Source organism: Micromonospora trifolii (assembly GCF_050516465.1).
Taxonomy (GTDB): Bacteria; Actinomycetota; Actinomycetes; order Mycobacteriales; family Micromonosporaceae; genus Micromonospora; species Micromonospora trifolii.
This window is the reverse complement of record NZ_CP191526.1, coordinates 5810992-5829527: the sequence shown is the minus strand read 5'-3', so window position 1 is coordinate 5829527 and position 18536 is coordinate 5810992. Positions and strand designations below refer to the sequence as shown.

General features: G+C 71.8%; 20 protein-coding genes and 1 tRNA gene. 12 read left to right on the top strand and 9 right to left on the bottom strand.

The window, feature by feature from the left end:
- Positions 1-25: 25 nt before the first annotated feature.
- The gene (locus ACQRWP_RS27150; protein ID WP_430498752.1) at positions 26-1528 is read left to right on the top strand and encodes a DUF6114 domain-containing protein; all 1503 of its coding nucleotides are present in this window, start codon (positions 26-28) and stop codon (positions 1526-1528) included.
- 120 nt (positions 1529-1648) lie between these two features.
- Here ACQRWP_RS27150 and ACQRWP_RS27145 read toward each other — a convergent pair whose 3' ends face one another.
- Positions 1649-3319 carry a DUF885 domain-containing protein gene (locus tag ACQRWP_RS27145; RefSeq protein WP_430498750.1) on the bottom strand — a complete coding sequence of 557 codons (1671 nt, stop codon included), beginning with the start codon at positions 3317-3319 and terminating at the stop codon, positions 1649-1651.
- 130 nt (positions 3320-3449) lie between these two features.
- Between ACQRWP_RS27145 and ACQRWP_RS27140 the strand changes: the two genes are divergently transcribed.
- Positions 3450-4430 (top strand): DMT family transporter, encoded by a 981-nt coding sequence (locus ACQRWP_RS27140; RefSeq protein ID WP_430498749.1) that lies wholly within the window; start codon positions 3450-3452, stop codon positions 4428-4430.
- Positions 4431-4451: 21 nt separating this feature from the next.
- Here ACQRWP_RS27140 and ACQRWP_RS27135 read toward each other — a convergent pair whose 3' ends face one another.
- Together ACQRWP_RS27135 and ACQRWP_RS27130 are read right to left on the bottom strand one after the other, a co-directional pair.
- Positions 4452-5525, bottom strand: coding sequence for a PHP domain-containing protein (locus tag ACQRWP_RS27135; protein ID WP_430498747.1), 1074 nt, complete (start codon positions 5523-5525; stop codon positions 4452-4454).
- A 1-nt stretch (position 5526) separates the two neighbouring features.
- On the bottom strand, positions 5527-6288 hold the full coding sequence (locus ACQRWP_RS27130) for a M23 family metallopeptidase (RefSeq protein ID WP_430498745.1): 762 nt from the start codon (positions 6286-6288) through the stop codon (positions 5527-5529).
- A 64-nt stretch (positions 6289-6352) separates the two neighbouring features.
- Between ACQRWP_RS27130 and ACQRWP_RS27125 the strand changes: the two genes are divergently transcribed.
- From ACQRWP_RS27125 to ACQRWP_RS27110, 4 genes are all read left to right on the top strand, one after another.
- A complete protein-coding gene (locus tag ACQRWP_RS27125; RefSeq protein WP_430498744.1) occupies positions 6353-6742 on the top strand; it encodes a hypothetical protein in 390 nt (129 codons plus the stop codon).
- A 111-nt stretch (positions 6743-6853) separates the two neighbouring features.
- Positions 6854-7021, top strand: coding sequence for a hypothetical protein (locus tag ACQRWP_RS27120; RefSeq protein ID WP_167493094.1), 168 nt, complete (start codon positions 6854-6856; stop codon positions 7019-7021).
- A 117-nt stretch (positions 7022-7138) separates the two neighbouring features.
- Positions 7139-7666 carry a tRNA adenosine deaminase-associated protein gene (locus tag ACQRWP_RS27115; RefSeq protein ID WP_210780732.1) on the top strand — a complete coding sequence of 176 codons (528 nt, stop codon included), beginning with the start codon at positions 7139-7141 and terminating at the stop codon, positions 7664-7666.
- 145 nt (positions 7667-7811) lie between these two features.
- Complete coding sequence (locus ACQRWP_RS27110) at positions 7812-8258, top strand: nucleoside deaminase (RefSeq protein WP_279515566.1); 447 nt, start codon at positions 7812-7814, stop codon at positions 8256-8258.
- A 14-nt stretch (positions 8259-8272) separates the two neighbouring features.
- Here the strand turns inward: ACQRWP_RS27110 and ACQRWP_RS27105 are convergent, their stop codons facing one another.
- Positions 8273-9427, bottom strand: coding sequence for a sensor histidine kinase (locus ACQRWP_RS27105; RefSeq protein ID WP_430498742.1), 1155 nt, complete (start codon positions 9425-9427; stop codon positions 8273-8275).
- On the bottom strand, positions 9424-10080 hold the full coding sequence (locus tag ACQRWP_RS27100) for a response regulator transcription factor (RefSeq protein WP_181518658.1): 657 nt from the start codon (positions 10078-10080) through the stop codon (positions 9424-9426). Before ACQRWP_RS27100 ends, ACQRWP_RS27105 begins: the two co-directional genes overlap by 4 nt.
- 141 nt (positions 10081-10221) lie before the next feature.
- Here ACQRWP_RS27100 and ACQRWP_RS27095 point away from each other — a divergent pair, with 141 nt between their 5' ends.
- The 4 genes from ACQRWP_RS27095 to ACQRWP_RS27080 are packed head-to-tail and all read left to right on the top strand — an operon-like array spanning position 10222 to position 13713.
- Positions 10222-10734 carry a hypothetical protein gene (locus tag ACQRWP_RS27095; protein ID WP_430498741.1) on the top strand — a complete coding sequence of 171 codons (513 nt, stop codon included), beginning with the start codon at positions 10222-10224 and terminating at the stop codon, positions 10732-10734.
- Positions 10731-11822: a peptidoglycan-binding protein gene (locus ACQRWP_RS27090; RefSeq protein ID WP_430498739.1), complete on the top strand. Its 1092-nt coding sequence runs from the start codon at positions 10731-10733 to the stop codon at positions 11820-11822. Before ACQRWP_RS27095 ends, ACQRWP_RS27090 begins: the two co-directional genes overlap by 4 nt.
- Positions 11819-12514 carry an ABC transporter ATP-binding protein gene (locus ACQRWP_RS27085; protein ID WP_430498737.1) on the top strand — a complete coding sequence of 232 codons (696 nt, stop codon included), beginning with the start codon at positions 11819-11821 and terminating at the stop codon, positions 12512-12514. The genes ACQRWP_RS27090 and ACQRWP_RS27085 overlap by 4 nt, the downstream gene beginning before the upstream one ends.
- Positions 12514-13713 carry an ABC transporter permease gene (locus ACQRWP_RS27080; RefSeq protein WP_430498735.1) on the top strand — a complete coding sequence of 400 codons (1200 nt, stop codon included), beginning with the start codon at positions 12514-12516 and terminating at the stop codon, positions 13711-13713. Before ACQRWP_RS27085 ends, ACQRWP_RS27080 begins: the two co-directional genes overlap by 1 nt.
- Positions 13714-13864: 151 nt before the next feature.
- On the opposite strand, the gene deoD is transcribed toward ACQRWP_RS27080, so the two are convergent.
- Entirely contained in the window at positions 13865-14572 is a 708-nt protein-coding gene (deoD, locus tag ACQRWP_RS27075) for a purine-nucleoside phosphorylase (RefSeq protein WP_074315244.1), read from the bottom strand.
- Positions 14573-14647: 75 nt separating this feature from the next.
- On the opposite strand from deoD, the gene ACQRWP_RS27070 reads away from it, so the two are divergent.
- A tRNA-Ser gene (locus ACQRWP_RS27070) sits at positions 14648-14734 on the top strand.
- Between the two features lie 56 nt (positions 14735-14790).
- Here the strand turns inward: ACQRWP_RS27070 and ACQRWP_RS27065 are convergent.
- Positions 14791-15540: an SDR family oxidoreductase gene (locus tag ACQRWP_RS27065; RefSeq protein WP_430498732.1), complete on the bottom strand. Its 750-nt coding sequence runs from the start codon at positions 15538-15540 to the stop codon at positions 14791-14793.
- A gap of 56 nt (positions 15541-15596) precedes the next feature.
- Positions 15597-16511, bottom strand: a complete 915-nt coding sequence (locus ACQRWP_RS27060) for a TIGR03620 family F420-dependent LLM class oxidoreductase (protein WP_430498730.1) — start codon at positions 16509-16511, stop codon at positions 15597-15599.
- Between the two features lie 129 nt (positions 16512-16640).
- Here ACQRWP_RS27060 and ACQRWP_RS27055 point away from each other — a divergent pair, with 129 nt between their 5' ends.
- Positions 16641-17261 (top strand): TetR/AcrR family transcriptional regulator, encoded by a 621-nt coding sequence (locus tag ACQRWP_RS27055; RefSeq protein WP_430498728.1) that lies wholly within the window; start codon positions 16641-16643, stop codon positions 17259-17261.
- Positions 17262-17318: 57 nt separating this feature from the next.
- Here ACQRWP_RS27055 and ACQRWP_RS27050 read toward each other — a convergent pair whose 3' ends face one another.
- A complete protein-coding gene (locus tag ACQRWP_RS27050; RefSeq protein ID WP_430498726.1) occupies positions 17319-18455 on the bottom strand; it encodes an ice-binding family protein in 1137 nt (378 codons plus the stop codon).
- Between the last annotated feature and the right edge of the window lie 81 nt (positions 18456-18536).

The following is an 18536-nucleotide window of genomic DNA, read 5'->3' as shown; positions in this document are numbered from 1 at the left end:
GTCCCCACTCGGCCAGGAGGAGTACGTGACAACCGCGAACCCGTCCCACGCCCGGCCCGGTGGTCCGGCTCAGGCGTGGCGGCTCTTCCGCCGCTGGCAGCGCAGCCGGCCGTTCTGGGGCGGACTGCTCATCGTCCTGGCCGGGCTGGAGATGTTCGCCTCCACCCGGATGACCCTCAACGGTCTCAGCTTCCACAGCGGTGCGACCGGACTGCTCTCGCTGCTGATCCCGATCATCCTGGTGACCTGTGGCCTGCTGCTCTGGTTCACCCCGGCACAGCGGCTGTTCTACTCGGTCGTCGCGGCGGTCACCGCTGTGTACTCGCTGATCGGGCTCAACCTCGGCGGCTTCTTCGTCGGTCTGCTGCTCGGCATCGTCGGCAGCGCGCTCGCCTTCGCCTGGACCCCGATCCGCCCCGCACCACCCACCCCGCCGCAGGGCGAGATCGAGCAGAACGGCGATGGCCCGGGTGACGTTGGCCTGGCTGATGTTGGCCTGGCTGGTGTCGACCAGGACGGTGAGAGGCAGGGCGGTGCCAGGCAGGGCGGCGTCGGGCAGGCTGGCGTGGAGCGGGTCGATCGTCCGGGGGGCCGGGCGTCCGACGAGGATGTGCCGTCCGAGCGGCCGGGAGGTTCCGCTGATCCGCGAGCCTTCGCCATCGCTTTCGTGATCCTCGGCCTGGCGGCCGTCGGGCTGGCCGGCCAGCCCCGAGCGGTGCAGGCCGCGCCGAGCCGACCGGCCTCGACGGGCTGCCCCACGCCGCCCCGGGCCGTCACCCCGTCACCCAGCCGCAGCGCGGCCACGCCGACGCCCACCCCGAGCCCGGCACAGGGCGGCAACGTGATCACCGACATCCTGGACGGAATCGGCGATCTGCTCGGCCTCGGAGGCCAAGAGGCCCCCGCGCCCTCGGTGCGCCCCACCGCCACGCCGACCAGCACGCCGGCAGGCCGGCCAACCAGCACGGCGACGCCCCGCCCCGGCGCCGCCGACTGCCCGGCACAGCCACCGGGCAAGCCGACCCCGGGCAAGCCCGGCGCAGCGGACAAGCCGGGAACCGTGCAGCCGGGCAAGCCGCTACCGCGGATCGCCGCCGATCCGACCCTGCCGACGGTGGCCCAGACGCCGTCGAAGCTCACCGGGTCGTCGGTGCGGATGACCGGGCTGCGGTTCGAGGGGGTCACTGACCTGCGCACCGTGAAGGGCGACCTCAAGGTGCTGAAGTTCAGCATGCGGGAGGCGGTGACCACAGACTTCCTGTTGCGAGCCGACGGCCCCGCAGGGCGCAACCAGCGGTACGCGACCAACCAGTTGACCGTCCGGGGAGACGTGGCCTTCTACGCGACCCGATTCGTCGGCCGACTGCTCGGCATCAAGATCACGCTGACTCCGGATCTGCCGCTACCGGACGGCCTTCCGATCACCTCGCCCATCCCGATCACGTTCACCGACCCCACCATCGATCTGGCGTTCGTCACCAGCGACACGCTGACCGCCCGTCCGGCGTTGGCACTCACCCTCGGCTGAGCGCACCGCCACAGAATCGGCGCTCGGGTGGAGCACTCGGTTGCAAGCAGCCCCGGCTCGAGGCGTGGCTGCGCGCGGCGACGGACTCGTCGTACCGTCGGCGCGCACAGCCGTGCCCGGTCAGAGCCGGGCCAGCGCCCGGCGCAGCGGGTCGAGACCCAGCGCACCCAGGTCCAACGCCTGCCGGTGGAACTCCCGCAGGTCGAAATCGGCGCCCTTGCGGGCCTTGGCGTCCTCGCGGGCCTGGAGCCAGATCCGCTCACCCACCTTGTACGACGGCGCCTGCCCCGGCCAGCCCAGGTAGCGGTTCAGCTCGAAGCGCAGGTTCTCGTCCGGAACCCGGCAGTGTGCCCGCATGAACTCCCAGCCCAGCTCGGGCGTCCACCGCTCGCCCGGGTGGAAGCCGAAGGGATTGTCCTTCGGGATCTCCAACTCCAGGTGCATGCCGATGTCCACGATGACCCGTGCCGCGCGCATCGCCTGGCCGTCGAGCATGCCCAGCTTGTCGCCCGGATCGTCCAGGTAGCCCAGCTCGTCCATCAGCCGCTCCGAGTAGAGCGCCCAGCCCTCACCGTGCCCGGAGACCCAGCAGAGCAGCCGCTGCCAGCGGTTGAGCAGGTCGGCCCGGACGGCGGTCTGCGCCACCTGGAGGTGGTGACCTGGCACGCCCTCGTGGTAGACCGTTGTCACCTCTCGCCAGGTGGAGAAGTCGCTGATGCCCTGCGGCACCGCCCACCACATCCGACCCGGGCGGGAGAAGTCCTCACTCGGGCCGGTGTAGTAGATGGCGCCGTCGCTGGTCGGGGCGAGGCAGCACTCGATGCGGCGGACCTGCTCCGGGATGTCGAAGTGGGTGCCGTGCAGCTCGGTGATCGCCTTGTCGGCCAGCGCCTGCATCCAGTCCCGGAATGCCTCCTTGCCCCGGATGGTCCGGGCCGGGTCGGCGTCCAGGGTGGCCACGGCCTCGTCGACGCTGGCACCGGAGCCGGCGATGCGCCCCGCCACTACCCGCATCTCCGCCTCCAGGCGGGCCAGCTCCGCGAAGCCCCAGGCGTACGTCTCGTCCAGGTCGATCTTGGCACCGAGGAAGTACTGCGAGGCGAGCTCGTAGCGCTCCCGGCCGGCGGCCTGCTTGTCCCGCCCGTGCGGGGCCAGCTCGGTACGCAGGAACTGGCCGAACTCGGCGGTCGCCGCGGTCGCCGCCGCCGCGCCCCGACGCAGCTCCGAGCCGAGCGTGCCCTCCGCCCCGAGCCGCTCGACCAGCCCGTGGAAGAAGTTGTCACCGGTCGGGTCGACCCAGATGTCGCACTGCTTGGCCACCTCGACCAGCTGCACCTTCGAGCTGATCTCACCGGCGGCGAGCGCCTCACGCAGCGTGGTCTTGTAGCCCTCCAGCGCGGCGCCGAAGCCGTTGAGCCGGGCGGCGATGTTGGCCTGCTCGTCACTGGTCGCGGTCGGCATCAGGTCGAACACCATGCGGATCTCGTGCAGCCCGCTGGCGATCACGCTGACCTCGCTGGTCACCTCGCCGGCGTCGTACCGGGCGAGGTCCAGGCCGAGCCGTTCCTGCATGGCCTCCTTGGCGGTCCGTTCCGATTCGGTCTCCGGCTCGGTCACCTCCAGCTCGGCGAGCGTCCGCCGGGTGAGGTCCGCGCGCGCCCCATAGCCGTCGGGCGAGAGGTCGTCGAGCTGGTCGTCATGGCCGGCGATGCCGACGAAGGTCGCGCCGGTGGGGCTCAACGGCGCCCACTCGGCCACATAGCGGTTGGCGAGTTCATCAATTCGTCCCACGCTGCGACCCTACGTGACCATCCCACCCCCATGTCGCCGACGTTTGTCGTGTTGAAGCTGCGGGTTCAGGCACGGCGTGACGGCCGAAAGGCGCGCGACTTTGTCGCACGGTTGCGGCAGAGTGTCAGGGGTGACCACCGATACCACTCCTGACAAAGCGCCGGTCCGCGCCTGGCTGCCCGGCTTCGTCGCCCTCGCCGCGATCTGGGGTTCCAGCTTCCTCTTCATCAAGGTCGGGGTGGCCGAGCTGCACCCGGTCCAACTCACCCTCTACCGGGTCGTCGCCGGCGCGTTGACCCTGCTGGTGGTCCTCGCCGTGCTGCGCGACCGGCTGCCCCGCGAGCCCCGGGTCTGGGCGCACCTGACTGTCGTCGCCGCCTTCGGCGTGGCCGTGCCGTTCACCCTGTTCGGCTACGGCGAGCAGCGGGTCGAGTCGATGCTGGCCGGCATCTGGAACGCCACCACGCCGTTGATCGTGCTGCCGCTGGCGGTGCTGGTCTTCCGCACCGAGCGGCTCACCCTGCGCCGTGCGGTCGGGCTCGGGCTGGGCTTCGTCGGGGTGCTGGTGGTGCTCGGGGTCTGGGAGGGCATCGGCGGGGCGCACTTCACCGGGCAGCTCATGTGCTTCGGTGCTGCGGCCTGCTACGGCGTGGCCATCCCGTACCAGAAGCGGTTCGTCGCCGGCAGCGCGTACTCGGGTCTGTCGCTCTCCACCGCGCAACTGCTGCTCGCCGCCGCGCAGCTGGCCATCGTGGCTCCCTTCGTCGCCGGCCTGCCGCCGCTGCCCACCGAGCTGTCGGCGGGGGTGGTGGCAAGTGTGCTGACCCTCGGTGCGCTCGGCACCGGGCTCGCGTTCGTGATCAACATGCGCAACATCCGGGTGGCCGGCGCGAGCACCGCGTCCACCGTCACGTACCTGATTCCGATCTTCGCGGTGCTGATCGGCGCTCTGGCGCTCGACGAACGACTCAACTGGCACCAGCCGGTCGGCGCGCTGATCGTGCTGCTCGGGGTCGCGGTCTCGCAGGGGATGTTCGGTCGCCGCCGGAGCAGCCCGGTCGTCGGCGTCGGCGCACCCGCCATACCCGCCGCCGAACCCGCCCGCCGCTGACAGACCACCGCCGTGGGCTGGTCAGGGGCGGTTGTGCGTCCAGGCCACCAGTTGCTCTGCCGACCAGGTGTTGATCACGCGGTCGGCGGGGACGCCGCACAGGGCGGCGCGTTCACAGCCGAATCGTTGCCAGTCGAGTTGGCCGGGCGCGTGCGCGTCGGTGTTGATGGCGAACCGGCAGCCAGCCTCCAGGGCGCGGCGGATCAGGCGCTTCGGCGGGTCCTGCCGCTCCGGCCGAGAGTTGATCTCGAGGGCGGTGTCGTGCTCGGCGCAGGCGGCGAAGACGGCGTCCGCGTCGAAGTCGCTCTCCGCCCGGGTACGCGCCCGGTGCCCCCGATCGCCCGGACCGGTCACTCCGGCCGGGCGGGACGACACCATCCGGCCGGTGACGTGACCGAGGATGTCCAGGTGCGGGTTGGCGACCGCCTTCAACATGCGCCGGGTCATCTTCGACCGCTCGTCCTTCAGACCGCTGTGCACCGACCCGACCACCACGTCGAGCCGCGCCAGCAGGTCGTCGTCCTGGTCCAGGGATCCGTCGGCGAGGATGTCCACTTCGATCCCGGTGAGGATCCGGAAACCCTCGGGCAGCGCCGCGTTGACCTGCGCCACGTGGTCGAGCTGCCGGCGCAGCCGCTCCGCGGTCAGCCCCCGGGCCACCGTCAGCCGGGGCGAGTGGTCGGTCAGCACCAGGTACTCGTGGCCCAACTCCACAGCGGCCAGCGCCATCTCCTCGATCGGCGAGCCGCCGTCGGACCAGTCCGAGTGGGTGTGGCAGTCGCCGCGCAGGGCGGCGCGTAGCGCCGTGGCCTCGGCGTCCAGGTCGCTGCCCTCGGTCGCCACCAGCCGGCGGAGGTAGACCGGTTCCTCACCGGCGAGGGACTCCGCCACGCAGCGGGCCGTGACGTCACCCACCCCGGACAGTTCGGTGAGCGTGCCGTTGCCGGCCCGTTCGGTCAGCTCGGCCGCAGGCAGGCCGGCCAGCGCCTTCGCAGCCGACCGGAACGCGCGTACCCGGTAGGTGGCCTCGTTCGCCCGCTCCAGCAGGAACGCGATCCGGCGCAGATCGGCGATGGGATCTCTCGCGCGAGCCATGTCAGGGAGCCTTCGGGCAGCCGTGTCGGCGTTGCCACGTGGTGACCTCGGCGGCCGGCTCCCGGTTGCCACCACCCCGCCAGGAGTCCAGGTAACGCGCCGGCCAGATCACCCCGCGCCGGATCCACCAACCGTCCTTGCCCGCGCACGACGGCGAGATGCCGAAGTGCACATGACACACGTTGTTCGCGTTGCCGGTGCGGCCCACCTTGCCGAGCTGCTGCCCGGCGCGGACCCGCACCCCGGCGTCGACGCCGCTGCTCACGACGCTCAGGTGCGAGCCGTAGTAGCGCACCCCGTCGTCGCCGAGCAGGGAGACCGACAGGCCGCCGTTGTCCGGGCCCTGCGACCCACCCTTGCGGTACCTGTCGACGCGGCTCACCTCCAGCACCGTCCCGTCGGTCACCGCCACGAACGGCTCGCCGCAGTCGGCGAAGAGGTCCGTCGCCGGGTACGCCCCGTGCGTCGGGTGGTAGTCGACGTCGTCGGCGCGTACCGGAAAGACGTGCTTCAGCCCGGTGCGGGGTGCCGTCGCCGACGGCCTGGCCGACGACGGCGCCGGGGAGCTCGGATCGGTCGCCGCCGGCGTGGGCGGCTGCGACGTCGGCTGGTCGGCGGTCGCCCAGACCGCCGGCGGCGTCGGCGCGGCGCCGTCGGGCACCCCCGGCCGGGTGGTCGCGCAGCCGGCGGCCAGCACCGGGGCGAGCAGCAGCAGGATCGGGTACGCCGGACGAGCGCGGCGGCTGATCGTCGGCGAGGACATCCGGTCATCCTGGCAGAGCCGGTACCGTGGGCACGAGCGGCACGCGTGAGGGAGGGCAGCGACGGTGACCATTGCCCGGCCCGACCCTGGCCCGGATTTCGGTGCCGTCCGCCCGGTGCCGCGTACCCCGTCGGGTCTCTTCCCCTCCGGGCCACCGACCCGGCCCACCTACCGCGAGCCGCACCCGGTCACCGGCGGTGGTGTCGCCGCCGGTGGCGGCGCGGCCGCCGGTTGGCTGCTGCTGTTCGGCCTGCTCGGCACCGATGTGGCCAGCTACGCGTGGTGGACGGTGATCGCCGGCCTGCTGGCCTGGGTCACCGCCCTGGTGCTGGTCCGCTACGGCGACCGAGGGGTGGCCACCGGGGTCGCCATCGTCACAGCGGGTGGCTGGAGCATCGCCGCCGCCGTGGTGGCGGTCCGCTGGGCGACCAGTGGTGACTGGCCGCTGTGGTGACCGGCACGGAGGGGCCCCGAAACGGCGCTCGGTGACTGCACCGTGTGCCCGGTTGGCTGCGTAGCGAACGCCGTCTTGACGTGGCCGCCGAGACTCGGCACGCTCGGGACTATGGCCTGGACCACTCCCCGGCAGGATCCCGATCGCAGTCGCCGTCGCCTGCAATTGCTGGCCGAGTTGGCGGGCGCCCGGGCGGTCCGCCAGCGCAGCCGACCGCAGCGGCAGCGCACTGAGCGTCTGCGCCAGCTCATCGCCACCCGCCGTCGCGTCGTCGGCTGATCCGACTTTGTCAGGAATGACCCGCCCTTCGGGGCGTTGACGGGTCGCCTGCCGACCCGACCGGCTAACGTGCACGCGTAACGAGTCGACGCTGTGTCGAGGGCTATTGGGGGGACCGTGTCGTACTTCGCTGCGGCCGTGGTGCGCGACGACAGTGGCTGGACCGCCGCCGAGGTCAGCCTGCGTGGCGCCACCGACATCGACGAGGTTGCCGACCGGCTGCGTGACGTCGACCAGGAGGCCGACGTGTCGCTGCTCTTCGTCGAGGCCGACGACGCGTATCTGGTGATCCTGCGCCTCGACGAGGGCGAGGACCTGCGGGTGTTCGGTTCGGACTCCGCGTACGCCGAGGAGTCGCAGCTCGGGTCGCTGCTGGTCGGTGACCTGAAGACCTCGGTCACCGGGCTCGACGGTGACGACGAGCCACGCCCGGTGAGCACCGGTGACGAGGAGAGCGAGCAGCCCGTCGTCGACCCGGAGGCCGACCCGGTCGGTGACGCCGACCTGCTGGCCAACCTGGGCATCTCCGCGCAGAAGCTGCTGACCCTCTGCACCCACGAGGGGATGATGCCGGCGGACGTCACCGCCGAGATCTGCCAGGTGCTCGGCTGCGCCGACGAGGTCGAGGAGCTGCGTGAGGTCTGAGCCGGCCGACGCCACCGATCCGTCGCTGGAGTCGATCCGGCCGGGCCAGCCGACCCCCGGTGCGGTGGGCCGCGCCGGGCCCGGCGCCCACGAGGGTTTGGCCGACCTGGGTGAGGTAGGCCGACGGCAGCGGCACAAGCTGTGGATGCGCCGCGCCCTGGAGGTCGCCGTCGCCGGTCCGCCCGTCGACGACGCGGTCAGCACCGACGTCGACGACGTGCCGGTGGGGGCGGTGCTCTACGGGCCGGACGGCACCGAGCTGGCCACCGGGCGCAACGAGCGGGAGCTGACCGGCGACCCCACCGCCCACGCCGAGGTGCTGGCCCTGCGCCGGGGCGCCGAGCGCACCGGCCGGTGGCGGCTGGACGGCTGCACCCTGGTGGTCACACTGGAACCGTGCACCATGTGCGCCGGGGCGCTGGTGCTGGCCCGGGTCTCCACCGTCGTGTTCGGCGCGTGGGAGCCCAAGACCGGCGCGGCCGGGTCGCTCTGGGACGTGCTGCGGGACCGTCGGCTCAACCACCGTCCGGAGGTCTACGGCGGGGTGCTGGAGGCCGAGACCGCCACCGTCCTGCGCGCGTTCTTCCGCTGAAGCCCTGCCGCCGGTCAGGCCGGCGGCAGAGTGACCGTGACGATCAGACCGCCGTCCGGGCGGGGCTGCGCATCGGCGGTGCCGCCGTGGGCCCGGGCCACCGCGCGGACGATGGACAGCCCCAGCCCGAAGCCCCGCGCGCCCACGACCCGCTCCCGCGACAGCCGCCGGAAGGGCTGGAACATCGTCTCGACGTCGTAGCCGGGGATGACCGGGCCGGTGTTGGTCACCGTGAGGGTGGGCCGGCCGCCGACCAGCCCGGTGCGCACCTCCACCCAACCGTCGGCGGGCAGGTTGTGGCGCAGCGCGTTCTCCACCAGGTTGAACGTGAGCCGCTCCAACAGCACCGGGTCGCCGCTGGTCGGCGCCGGGGCCAGGGCCCGCCGAACCGGCACGCCGGGTGCCTGCTTCCCGGCCTGATCGGTGGTGTGCGCGCAGACCTCGGCCAGGTCGACCGGCGTACGCTCGGTCAGCTCGTTCTCCGAGTCGGCAAGGGTCAGCAGACCGTCGATCAGCCGCTCGTGGCGTTCGTTCACCGCCAGCAGTGACTCGCCCAGTCGCCGGGTCTCCGCCGAGGCGTCCGGGCGGGTGATCGCCAGCTCCACCAGGGCGCGGTTGAGCGCCAGCGGGGTACGCAGCTCGTGCGAGGCGTTCGCCACGAACCGGCGCTGCCCGTCGAAGGAGCGATCCAGCCGTTCCAGCATCTCGTCGAAGGTGTCGGCGAGTTCGCGTACCTCGTCGGGCGGGCCGGTGAGCGCGATCCGCTCGTGCAGACCGCGGCCGGCGGTGTCCGCGCCGGCGATCCGGCGGGCCGTGCCGGTGATCTGGAGCAGAGGCTGCAACGCCCGACCGGCGAGCAACCAACCGAACGCGATCGCCACCGTCGACACCACGATCAACGCGATACCGCCCTGGGTGAGCAGCGACTCCAACGCGTTGCGCTTCGCCTCGTCCTGCACCTCCTGCAACAGGGCGCGCAGGTTGTCGACGTTCTGCCCGCTGGGCGTCGTGGGGGAGGTCTTCGGCAGGTCCCGCAGTTTCACCCCGAACGGCTGCGCCATCCGCTGATCCACCAGCACGTACGTGACGGCGAGCAGGACCACGCCGGCCAACAGGAAGAGCCCCCCGTAGATGAGGGTGAGCCGGGCGCGGATCGTGAGGCGTTTCATCGGATCTGGTACCCCGCCCCGGGGACCGTCTCGATCACCGGCGGGTCGCCGAGTTTGCGGCGCAGCTTCATGACTGTCACCCGGACCACGTTGGTGAACGGGTCGATGTGCTCGTCCCAGGCGCGTTCCAGCAGGTCCTCGGCGGAGACCACAGCGCCGTCGGCGCGCAGCAGCTCGGCCAGCACCGCGAACTCCTTGCGGGACAACGCCACGTGCCGGTCGTCCCGGCGTACCTCGTGTCGGGCCGGGTCGAGCTGGATGCCGGCGCGACGCAGCGTCGGCGGCGCCGCCGGACGGGACCGGCGGGTCAGCGCGTGCACCCGAGCCGACAGCTCGACCAGGGCGAACGGCTTGGTCAGGTAGTCGTCGGCACCGAGCGCCAACCCCGCCACCCGCTCCCGGACCGCCGCCGACGCGGTCAACATCAGCACCCGGGTCTCCCCGCCCGCGTCCACGATCGCCCGGCACACGTCGTCGCCGTGCACCACCGGAAGGTCCCGGTCCAGGACCACCACGGCGTACTCGTTGACGCCGAGCCGTTCCAACGCGGCGTCCCCGTCGTACGCCACGTCGACAGCGAACGACTCCCGACGCAGCCACTCGGCGATGGCGTCCGCCAGCACGTTCTCGTCCTCGACCACCAGCACTCTCACCCCTCCATGGTGCTCGGGGTGCGGTAACGCCGGCATAACCGCCGACGGTAACGCCGGGGATACGCCCACTGCCGTGCACTGGGTGTCACGTTCGGCGAACCGCGCCGGACCTGAGCGGAAGCGGACACCATGCGACGACAGATGCTTGCGATCCCCGTCCTGCTCGCCCTGGCGCTGTCCGGGTGCGGCGCGGGAGGCGACGACGGCGGCGGGGTCGCGACCGCCGGTGGGGCGAAGGCCGAGGCCACGGCGAGCGGCGCGCCGGTCAGTGACTCGGAGCGGCAACTCGCCTTCGCCCGGTGCATGCGGGAGAACGGGGTGGACATGCCCGACCCGGAGCCGGGCGGTCGTCCCCGCTTCCGGTTCGGCGCGGACGTGGATCAGCAGAAGGTCCAGGCGGCCATGGAGAAGTGCCAGGACAAGCTGCCCAACGGCGGGCAGGGACCGCAGCTCAACCCCGAGCAGGCCGAGCAGATGCGCACGCTGGCCAAGTGCATGCGGGAGAACGGGGTGCCGGACTTCCCGGACCCGGACGCCGACGGGCGGGTCCGGATCGGAACGGGGGGCAACGCGATCAACATCGGCGACCCGGCCATGAAGGCCGCGCTGGAGAAGTGCCGGCAGCACGCGCCGCAGTTCGGGGGTGGCCGGTGACCGGCGCCATCCGACGCTCGCGGCTGCGCGCCGCCGTCACCGGCGGCGTCGTCCTGCTGGTCGCCGCCGTGGGCGTGGTCGCCGCGGTGGGCTTCGGCGGCAGCACCGACGGGGGCCGCGCCCAGGCCGGCAGCGCGCCACCCGCCACCGCCACTGTCACCCGGCAGACCCTCGCCGACGCGGAGACCGCGGACGGTGAGCTGGGGTACGGCACGACGCGTACCGCCACGGCGAAGCTCAGCGGCACCGTCACCGCGCTGGCGGCCACCGGGTCGACGGTACGGCGGGGCAAGGCGCTCTACCTGGTCGACAACGAGGAGGTGGTGCTGCTCTATGGCGGGCTGCCCGCGTACCGGACCCTCGCCCCCGGGCAGGAGGGTGCTGACGTCGCGCAGTTCGAGCGGAACCTCGAAGCGCTGGGCTACACCGGCTTCACTGTCGACGACGAGTACACCGGCGCCACCGCGGATGCCGTCCGGGACTGGCAGGAGGACCTGGGCCTGACCGCGACCGGTCGGGTCGAGCCGGGGCGGATCGTGTACGCCGACCGGGAGGTCCGGGTGGAGAGCCACCAGGCCGACGTCGGCGACCTCACCCAGCCCGGCCAGGCGGTGCTGACGTACACCGGCACCAGCCGGGTCGTCACCGTCGAGCTGGACGTGGACGACCAGCGGTTGGCCAAGGGCGACGCGAAGGTCACAGTGCGGCTGCCGGACGGCGGGGCGGTGGCGGGCACGATCAGCACTGTCGAGACGGTCGTCCAGGCCGGCGCGGCCGGCGCCAACGGGCAGGCCGGCGACGCCGAGACGAAGATCGAGGTGACCGTCGCGGTGACCGACCCGAAGGCCCTCACCGGTTTCGACCAGGCCAGCGCGGACGTCACGTTCACCGTCTCGGAGCGCCGCGACGTGCTCACCGTGCCGGTGGCGGCGCTGCTGGCGCTGGCTGAGGGCGGCTACGGCGTCCAGGTCGCCGAGGGCGACGCGAGCCGGGTCCTCGCGGTGACCACCGGCCTGTTCGCCGACGGCCGGGTCGAGGTCACCGGTACGGGCCTCACCGAGGGCACGACCGTGGTGGTGCCGACATGAGCGGCGAGGTGATCGAGCTCGACCGGGTCAGCAAGCGGTACGCCGGTGGCGTCGTCGCGTTGGACGACGTGTCGCTGCGGATCGGCCACGGCGAGTTGGTCGCGATCGTCGGTCCATCCGGCTCGGGCAAGTCGACCATGCTGCACCTGATCGGCACCCTGGACCGGCCGTCGACGGGCAGCGTCCTCATCGACGGGTACGACGCGGCGAAGCTGACCGACCGGGAGCTCTCCGCGTTGCGGGCCACCCGCATCGGCTTCGTCTTCCAGCAGTTCCACCTCGCCCCCGGCGTTCCGGTGGTGGACAACGTGGCCGACGGGTTGCTCTACTCCGGCGTACCGCTGCGGAGGCGGCGCGACCGGGCGGAGGCCGCGTTGGTCCGGGTTGGCCTGGGCCACCGGTTGGGGCACCGGCCGCACGAGCTGTCCGGCGGGGAACGGCAGCGGGTGGCCGTGGCCCGCGCGGTGGTCGGCGAGCCGGCGGTGCTGCTCGCCGACGAGCCGACCGGCAACCTCGACTCCCACTCCGGTGTCGGGGTGTTGGAGTTGCTGCACGACCTGCACCGGGGCGGCACCACCGTCGTGGTGATCACCCATGATCGGGAGATCGCGGGAAGCCTGCCCCGGCAGGTGCGGATGCGCGACGGCGCGGTGCGGCACGACTCGGCCCTCGCGTCGGGCGGGGTCGGCTGATGGCGACGCTGACCCCGGCCCGACTGCGGCCGGCGGACGTCCTGCGCGTCGGTGGGGTGGGGTTGCGGACCCGTCCGCTGCGGGCGTTCCTGTCCGCGCTGGGCATCGCGATCGGCATCGCCGCGATGATCGCGGTGGTCGGCATCTCCTCGTCGTCCCGGGCCGAGCTGGACCGGGCGCTCGACGCGCTCGGCACCAACCTGCTCACCGTCGAGCCGGGCACCACCCTGTTCGGCGCGGACGCGCAACTGCCCGAGGAGTCGATCGCGATGATCGGGCGGATCGGCCCGGTGACCGAGGTGTCCGCGACCGGGCAGGTGCCCGACGCCAAGGTGTACCGCTCGGACCGGATTCCGGCGGCGGAGACCGGTGGCATCGCCACCCGGGCGGCCCGACTGGACCTGCTCGGCACCGTGGGAGCCGAGGTGACCACCGGCACCTGGCTCAACGAGGCGACCGCCCGCTACCCGGCGGTCGTGCTCGGTGCCACCGCGGCGCAGCGGCTCGGGATCACCTCGGCGGACCCGCAGGTGCAGGTGTGGCTGGGTGGGCGGCCGTTCACAGTGGTCGGCACCCTCGCCGCCGCACCGCTCGCCCCGGAGTTGGACACGTCGGCGTTGATCGGCTGGGCTGCGGCGGCCGAATACCTGGGCTTCGACGGTCACCCGACCACCGTCTACACCCGGGCAAAGGAGGCACAGGTCGAGGCGGTCCGGTCGGTGCTCGGCGCGACCACCAACCCGGAGGCGCCGAACGAGGTCGAGGTGTCCCGGCCCTCGGACGCACTGGCCGCCGCCGAGGCGACCGACGACGCGTTCACCGGCCTGTTGCTGGGCCTCGGCGCGGTCGCCCTGCTGGTCGGTGGGGTCGGCGTGGCGAACACCATGGTGATCTCGGTGCTGGAACGCCGAGCCGAGATCGGCCTGCGCCGGTCCCTCGGCGCCACCCGCGGTCAGGTACGGGCCCAGTTCCTCACCGAGTCGTTGCTGCTTTCCGCGCTCGGCGGGATCGGTGGTGTGGTGCTGGGCATCCTGGTCACCTCGGGCTACGCGCTGTCGCAGGACTGGCCGACAGTGGTGCCGGCCTGGGCGATGCTCGGCGGGATGGGCGCGACAGTGGTCATCGGCGGCGTCGCCGGCCTCTACCCGGCGGTGCGCGCCGCCCGCCTCGCGCCGACCGAGGCGCTGGCCGCCGTCTGACCGGGGCGGCGGTCTGGGCCCGGCGTGGCGCGGGGTTGGGCCGGAGTGGCGGTCTGGGCCCGGCATAAGCAAAAGAGCGGTATGACTCTGAGGCATATTTATACCTCTGAGTCATACCGCTCTCGGCAGTGATGCCGCCCGCCCGAACAGGTCAGGCGATGATCGTGTCCAGGGCGATCTCGACCATCTGGCTGAAGGTCTGCTCGCGCTCCTCCGAGGTGGTCTTCTCACCGGTCTTGATGTGGTCGCTGACGGTCAACACGGTCAGCGCCCGGGCCTTGAACCGGGCGGCGATCGTGTAGAGCGCCGCCGACTCCATCTCCACCGCCAGCACGCCGTAGTCGGCGAGGGTGTCGTAAAGGTCCGGCCGGTCGGTGTAGAAGGCATCCGCCGCCAGGATCGGCCCGACGTGCATGGTGATGCCGCGCCGCTCGGCCACCTCGACCGACGTACGCAGCAGCCCGAAGTCGGCCACCGGGGCGTAGTCGATCAGCCCGTCGAAGCGCATCCGGTTCATGTTCGAGTCGGTGGACGACCCGATCGCCGCCACCACGTCCCGCAGTTGCAGATCCGTGCTGAGGGCACCACAGGAGCCGACGCGGATCAGCGTCTTCACGCCGTACTCGTTGATCAACTCGTGGGCGTAGATGGAGGCCGACGGCATGCCCATGCCGGAGCCCTGGACCGAAACCTCGACGCCGTTCCAGCGGCCGGTGAAGCCCAGCATGCCCCGAACCGTCGAGTAGCAGGTAGCGCCCTCGAGGTAGGTCTCCGCGATCCACTTGGCCCGCAGGGGGTCACCCGGCATCAGGACCCGCTCGGCGATCTCGCCCGGCTTCGCGCCGATGTGCGTACTCATGGCAAAGATCCTGCCAGGCCGGCCCGGGCGATACCGGTTCGGCGTCGGAACCGGCGGTCCTGTACCCTCGTCGGCGGTGGCGTGTCCGAGCGGCCTAAGGAGCACGCCTCGAAAGCGTGTGAGGGTTAACGCCCTCCGAGGGTTCAAATCCCTCCGCCACCGCTTTGAAATGCAGAAACGCCCGGTCGATCCGCGAGGATCGACCGGGCGTTTTCGCGTCAGAGCTGCTGCTCGCCACCGTCGACGAACAGCTCGCCGCCGGTCATGAAGCTGCTCTGGTCGGAGGCGAGGAAGAGCGCGGCGTTGGCGATCTCGTCCGGGTGTGCCATGCGCTGCATGGGCACGCCCGAGGCGATGGCCTTCAGCAACCCGGGGGCCTCCGCGGGGCTGGGCGCGAGGCCCGCGAGCCCGGGGGTTTCGGTCGAGCCGGGCACCAGGGTGTTGACCCGGATCTTTCGGCCGATCAGCTCGGCTGCCCAGGTGCGGCCGAACGAGCGGATGGCCGCCTTGGAGGCGGCGTAGACGCTGAACGCCGGGGTGCCGTTGCTGGCGGCCGTCGAGCCGGTGAGCACGATCGACGCGCCCTCGTTGAGCAGGGGCAGGGCCTTCTGCACGGTGAAGATGGTGCCGTAGATGTTGGTGTCGAAGGTGTTGGCCACGTGCTCGACCGTGATCGAGTCGAGCGAACGGAACTCCCCGCCGCCGGCGTTGGCGAACACCACGTCCAGCCCAGCGCCGCGCTCCTCGATCGCCCGCATGACCCGGTCCAGGTCGTCGAGCTTGCTGACATCGCTGGCGATGCCGGTGACGTTCGCACCGATGCTGGCCACGGCCTCGTCCACCGGGCCCTTGCGGCGGCCGGTGACGAAGACGTACGCGCCTTCGGCCGCGAAGCGGCGGGCGGCGGCCAGGCCGATGCCCGTGGTGCCCCCGGTGACGAGAGCGGTCTTGCCGTCGAGCTGCCCCACGATGGATCTCCTCTGTTGGGGTGTGGTCGTGTGCGGCCGGCCGTCGGGGCCGGTGGTCAATGGGTTGCGGAGGCGGCGAAGCTCGGCAGGAGGGCGGCCAGCTCGCGCCACTGCGGCAGGGGCAGCGTCGGCCGGTCGGGGCCGTCGGGCCGGAGCACGTGGAGCGCGACGTGGTCCGCGCCCGCGTCCAGGTGCTCCCGGATGCGGGTGGCCACCGCGTCCAGGTCGCCCCAGGCGACGAGGGCGTCGATCAGGCGGTCACTGCCGCCGGGGACCAGGTCGTCGTCGGTGAAGCCGAGGCGTGCCAGGTTGGCCCGGTAGGTCGGGAAGCCGATGTACATCCCGATCCCCGCCCGAGCGGCGGCACGGGCCCGGTCCGGGTCCTCGTCGAGGACGACCGCGAGGTGTGGCGCGATCAGCGGTTGCTCCCCGACGCGCTGGCGCTGCGTCGCCGTGTAGTCAGGCGTCACGAGGAACGGGTGCCAACCGGCCGTCCGGTCGGCGGCCAGGTCCGCCATCTTCGGCCCGAGCGCGCCGAGGATGCGTCGTCCGGCGGGAACCGGTCGAGGCGCGGCGTCGAGAGCGTCCAGCCAGCGACCCATCGTCTCCACCGGTCGGCCGTACTCCTGCCCCGCCTGAGCTGCGGAGTGGGCGTTGCTGACGCCGAAGCCGAGAACCGTCCGGGGGCCGTGTGCGGCGTCCAGCGCGGCCAACCGGTCACCCAGAGCCGTCGGGTCCTGACCCCAGATCGCCAGCACTCCCAGCGCGACCGTCGCGTGCGGTGCAGCCCCCAGCAGGTGCCCGACGTCGTCCACCGCGCCGCCGCCGTCCAGTCCGGGCACCCACAGCGCCCGAAACCCGTGCTCGTCGAGTTCGGTCGCCGCGTCCCGGATCGCCGGGTCGGCGGCCCCGCGCAGCTCCATGCTCCAGAGCCCGAACGCAGGCAGCGAGGTGTTCAGTTCAGCCGTCACACCAACCTCCAGCAAATTCTGTACCGAGCGGTACGTATCCGACCGTAGCAACCATCGGCTGGGTCCGCAAATTTCTGTACCGATCGGTTTTCGCTGCCGGTAGGATGGGCGGAGAAGGGGTGGTGGGCTGTGCCGCAGCGAGGGCGACCACGGAGCTTCGACGCCGACGAGGCGCTGGAGCGCGCGGTCGAGGTGTTCTGGCGTCAGGGGTACGAAGGCGCCTCGGTGAGCGACCTCACCGAGGCGATGGGGATCAACAAGCCCAGCCTCTACGCCGCCTTCGGCGGCAAGGAGGAGCTGTTCCGCAAGGCCGTGGCCCGCTACGCCGAAAAGGACATGGGGTACGCGCGGGACGCCTTCGCCCAACCGACCGCGTACGAGGTGGTCGCCACCCTGTTGCGCGAGAACGTGATCGCCGTGACCCGGACCGACCGACCGGCCGGTTGCCTGTCGATCCAGGGCGGCACCAGCTGCTCCACCGAGAACGCGCCCATCGCCGGGTTCCTCGCCGCCAGCCGCCTGGGCGGTGAAGGCGCCCTCGCTGACCGGCTCGCCCGCGCCGTCGCCGAAGGCGACCTACCCGCGTACGCCGATCCGGTCGCGCTCGCCCGCTTCATCATGATCGTGACCGAGGGGCAGGCGGTGCATGCCGCCGCCGGCGTCAGCAGGGAAGACCTGCGACAGGCCGCGGAGATCGCGCTCGCCGGTTTCGTCGCCGCGTCCGGGGCGCGGCTGCCCGAGCGGACCTGACTCGTTCACCCTTCGAGGGGTGCTGCCAACCGTCGAGCGGCCGTCGGTGGCAGCCTTTCAGGCGACCGAGAACGTGATCGTTCCGGTGTACACGCCCGCGACGGCCGTCAGGGGAATCTGGACCGAGACCACGGGATCCCAGGTCGCCGAGTTGTTGCCGATGCCGTCGGTCAGGGTGAACGCCGTGCGTTCGACATTGATGATCTCTGCGTCTGCCGCAGTGGGTTGGCCTGAGGTGAAGGTACCGATGCCGCTGGTTGCGGTCGCCGGGCCCGACCAGTAGGAGGCGTTGGTGTTGGAGATCGTGTGAACCGGGACGCCGCTGGTGACGAAGTCCGTCGCGACGACGGTCGCGGTCCAGGTCGGTGCCGACAGCAGGCGCTCGTCCGTCACCGTGACCGGTCCCAGATTGCCCGACACTGCTCCGCCCAGGCCGGCGCTGCCCAGGTCGGCCGTCTCCGGCGCGCTGATCGACAACTCTCCCGGCTCTGCGCAGGTAGACCTGGTGACCGTGTCCGTGTCCATGGTGACCGCGCCGTTGATCGCCATCGTCCGGCCGTCCACCTCGAGCCCGGCACCCACGGTGATCGAGGTGAGAGCGAGGATGTTGCCGCGAAACAGAGAGCTAGCGCCCAGCGTGACGGAGCTTCCCACCTGCCAGAAGACATTGCACGACTGGGCGCCGTTGATCAGGTTCACCGTGCTCAACGCGCCAGTGATGAGGGTGCTGACGGTCTTGAAGATGAAGACCGCGTTCGGGTCACCCTCCGCGTCGAGGATCAGGTCTCCGGCGAGGGTGAACGTGCCCCCAGCGGACCCGTACACGCCGGTGGTCTTGGTGGTGCCACCGAGTTCGGTCGCGACGATGTCCGTGGTGGTTCGCGAGACGGCGTCGTTGTAGGCGATGACGAGATCGCTCTTGGCTTGCACGGCCGGGCCGTCGTTGGAGTGGATCGCTCCGTTCAGCTGACCGGGAGGGAATCCGGTCACGGCGGTGCCCGGGCTCACGCCGATGTCGCCGGTGACCATGCTGAGCCCGGTGTTGGTGACCGTCGTGCCGGCGAGGACAGCGAAGTTGGCTGCCGTGCCCAGCGGCACCGGCAGCTCGGCGGCGCTCGCACCACGTGGTCCAGTCAGGACGGCCAGGACAGTGGCCGCAGTGAACAGGGTCAGGGCGGTGGCTACCCGGGCCATCCCAGTGGTCTTTCGAGATGGGCCAGTGTGGGCAAGCATCGCCATGGTCTCCTCGGGAAGCTCGACGGGCGGTAGCCCTTC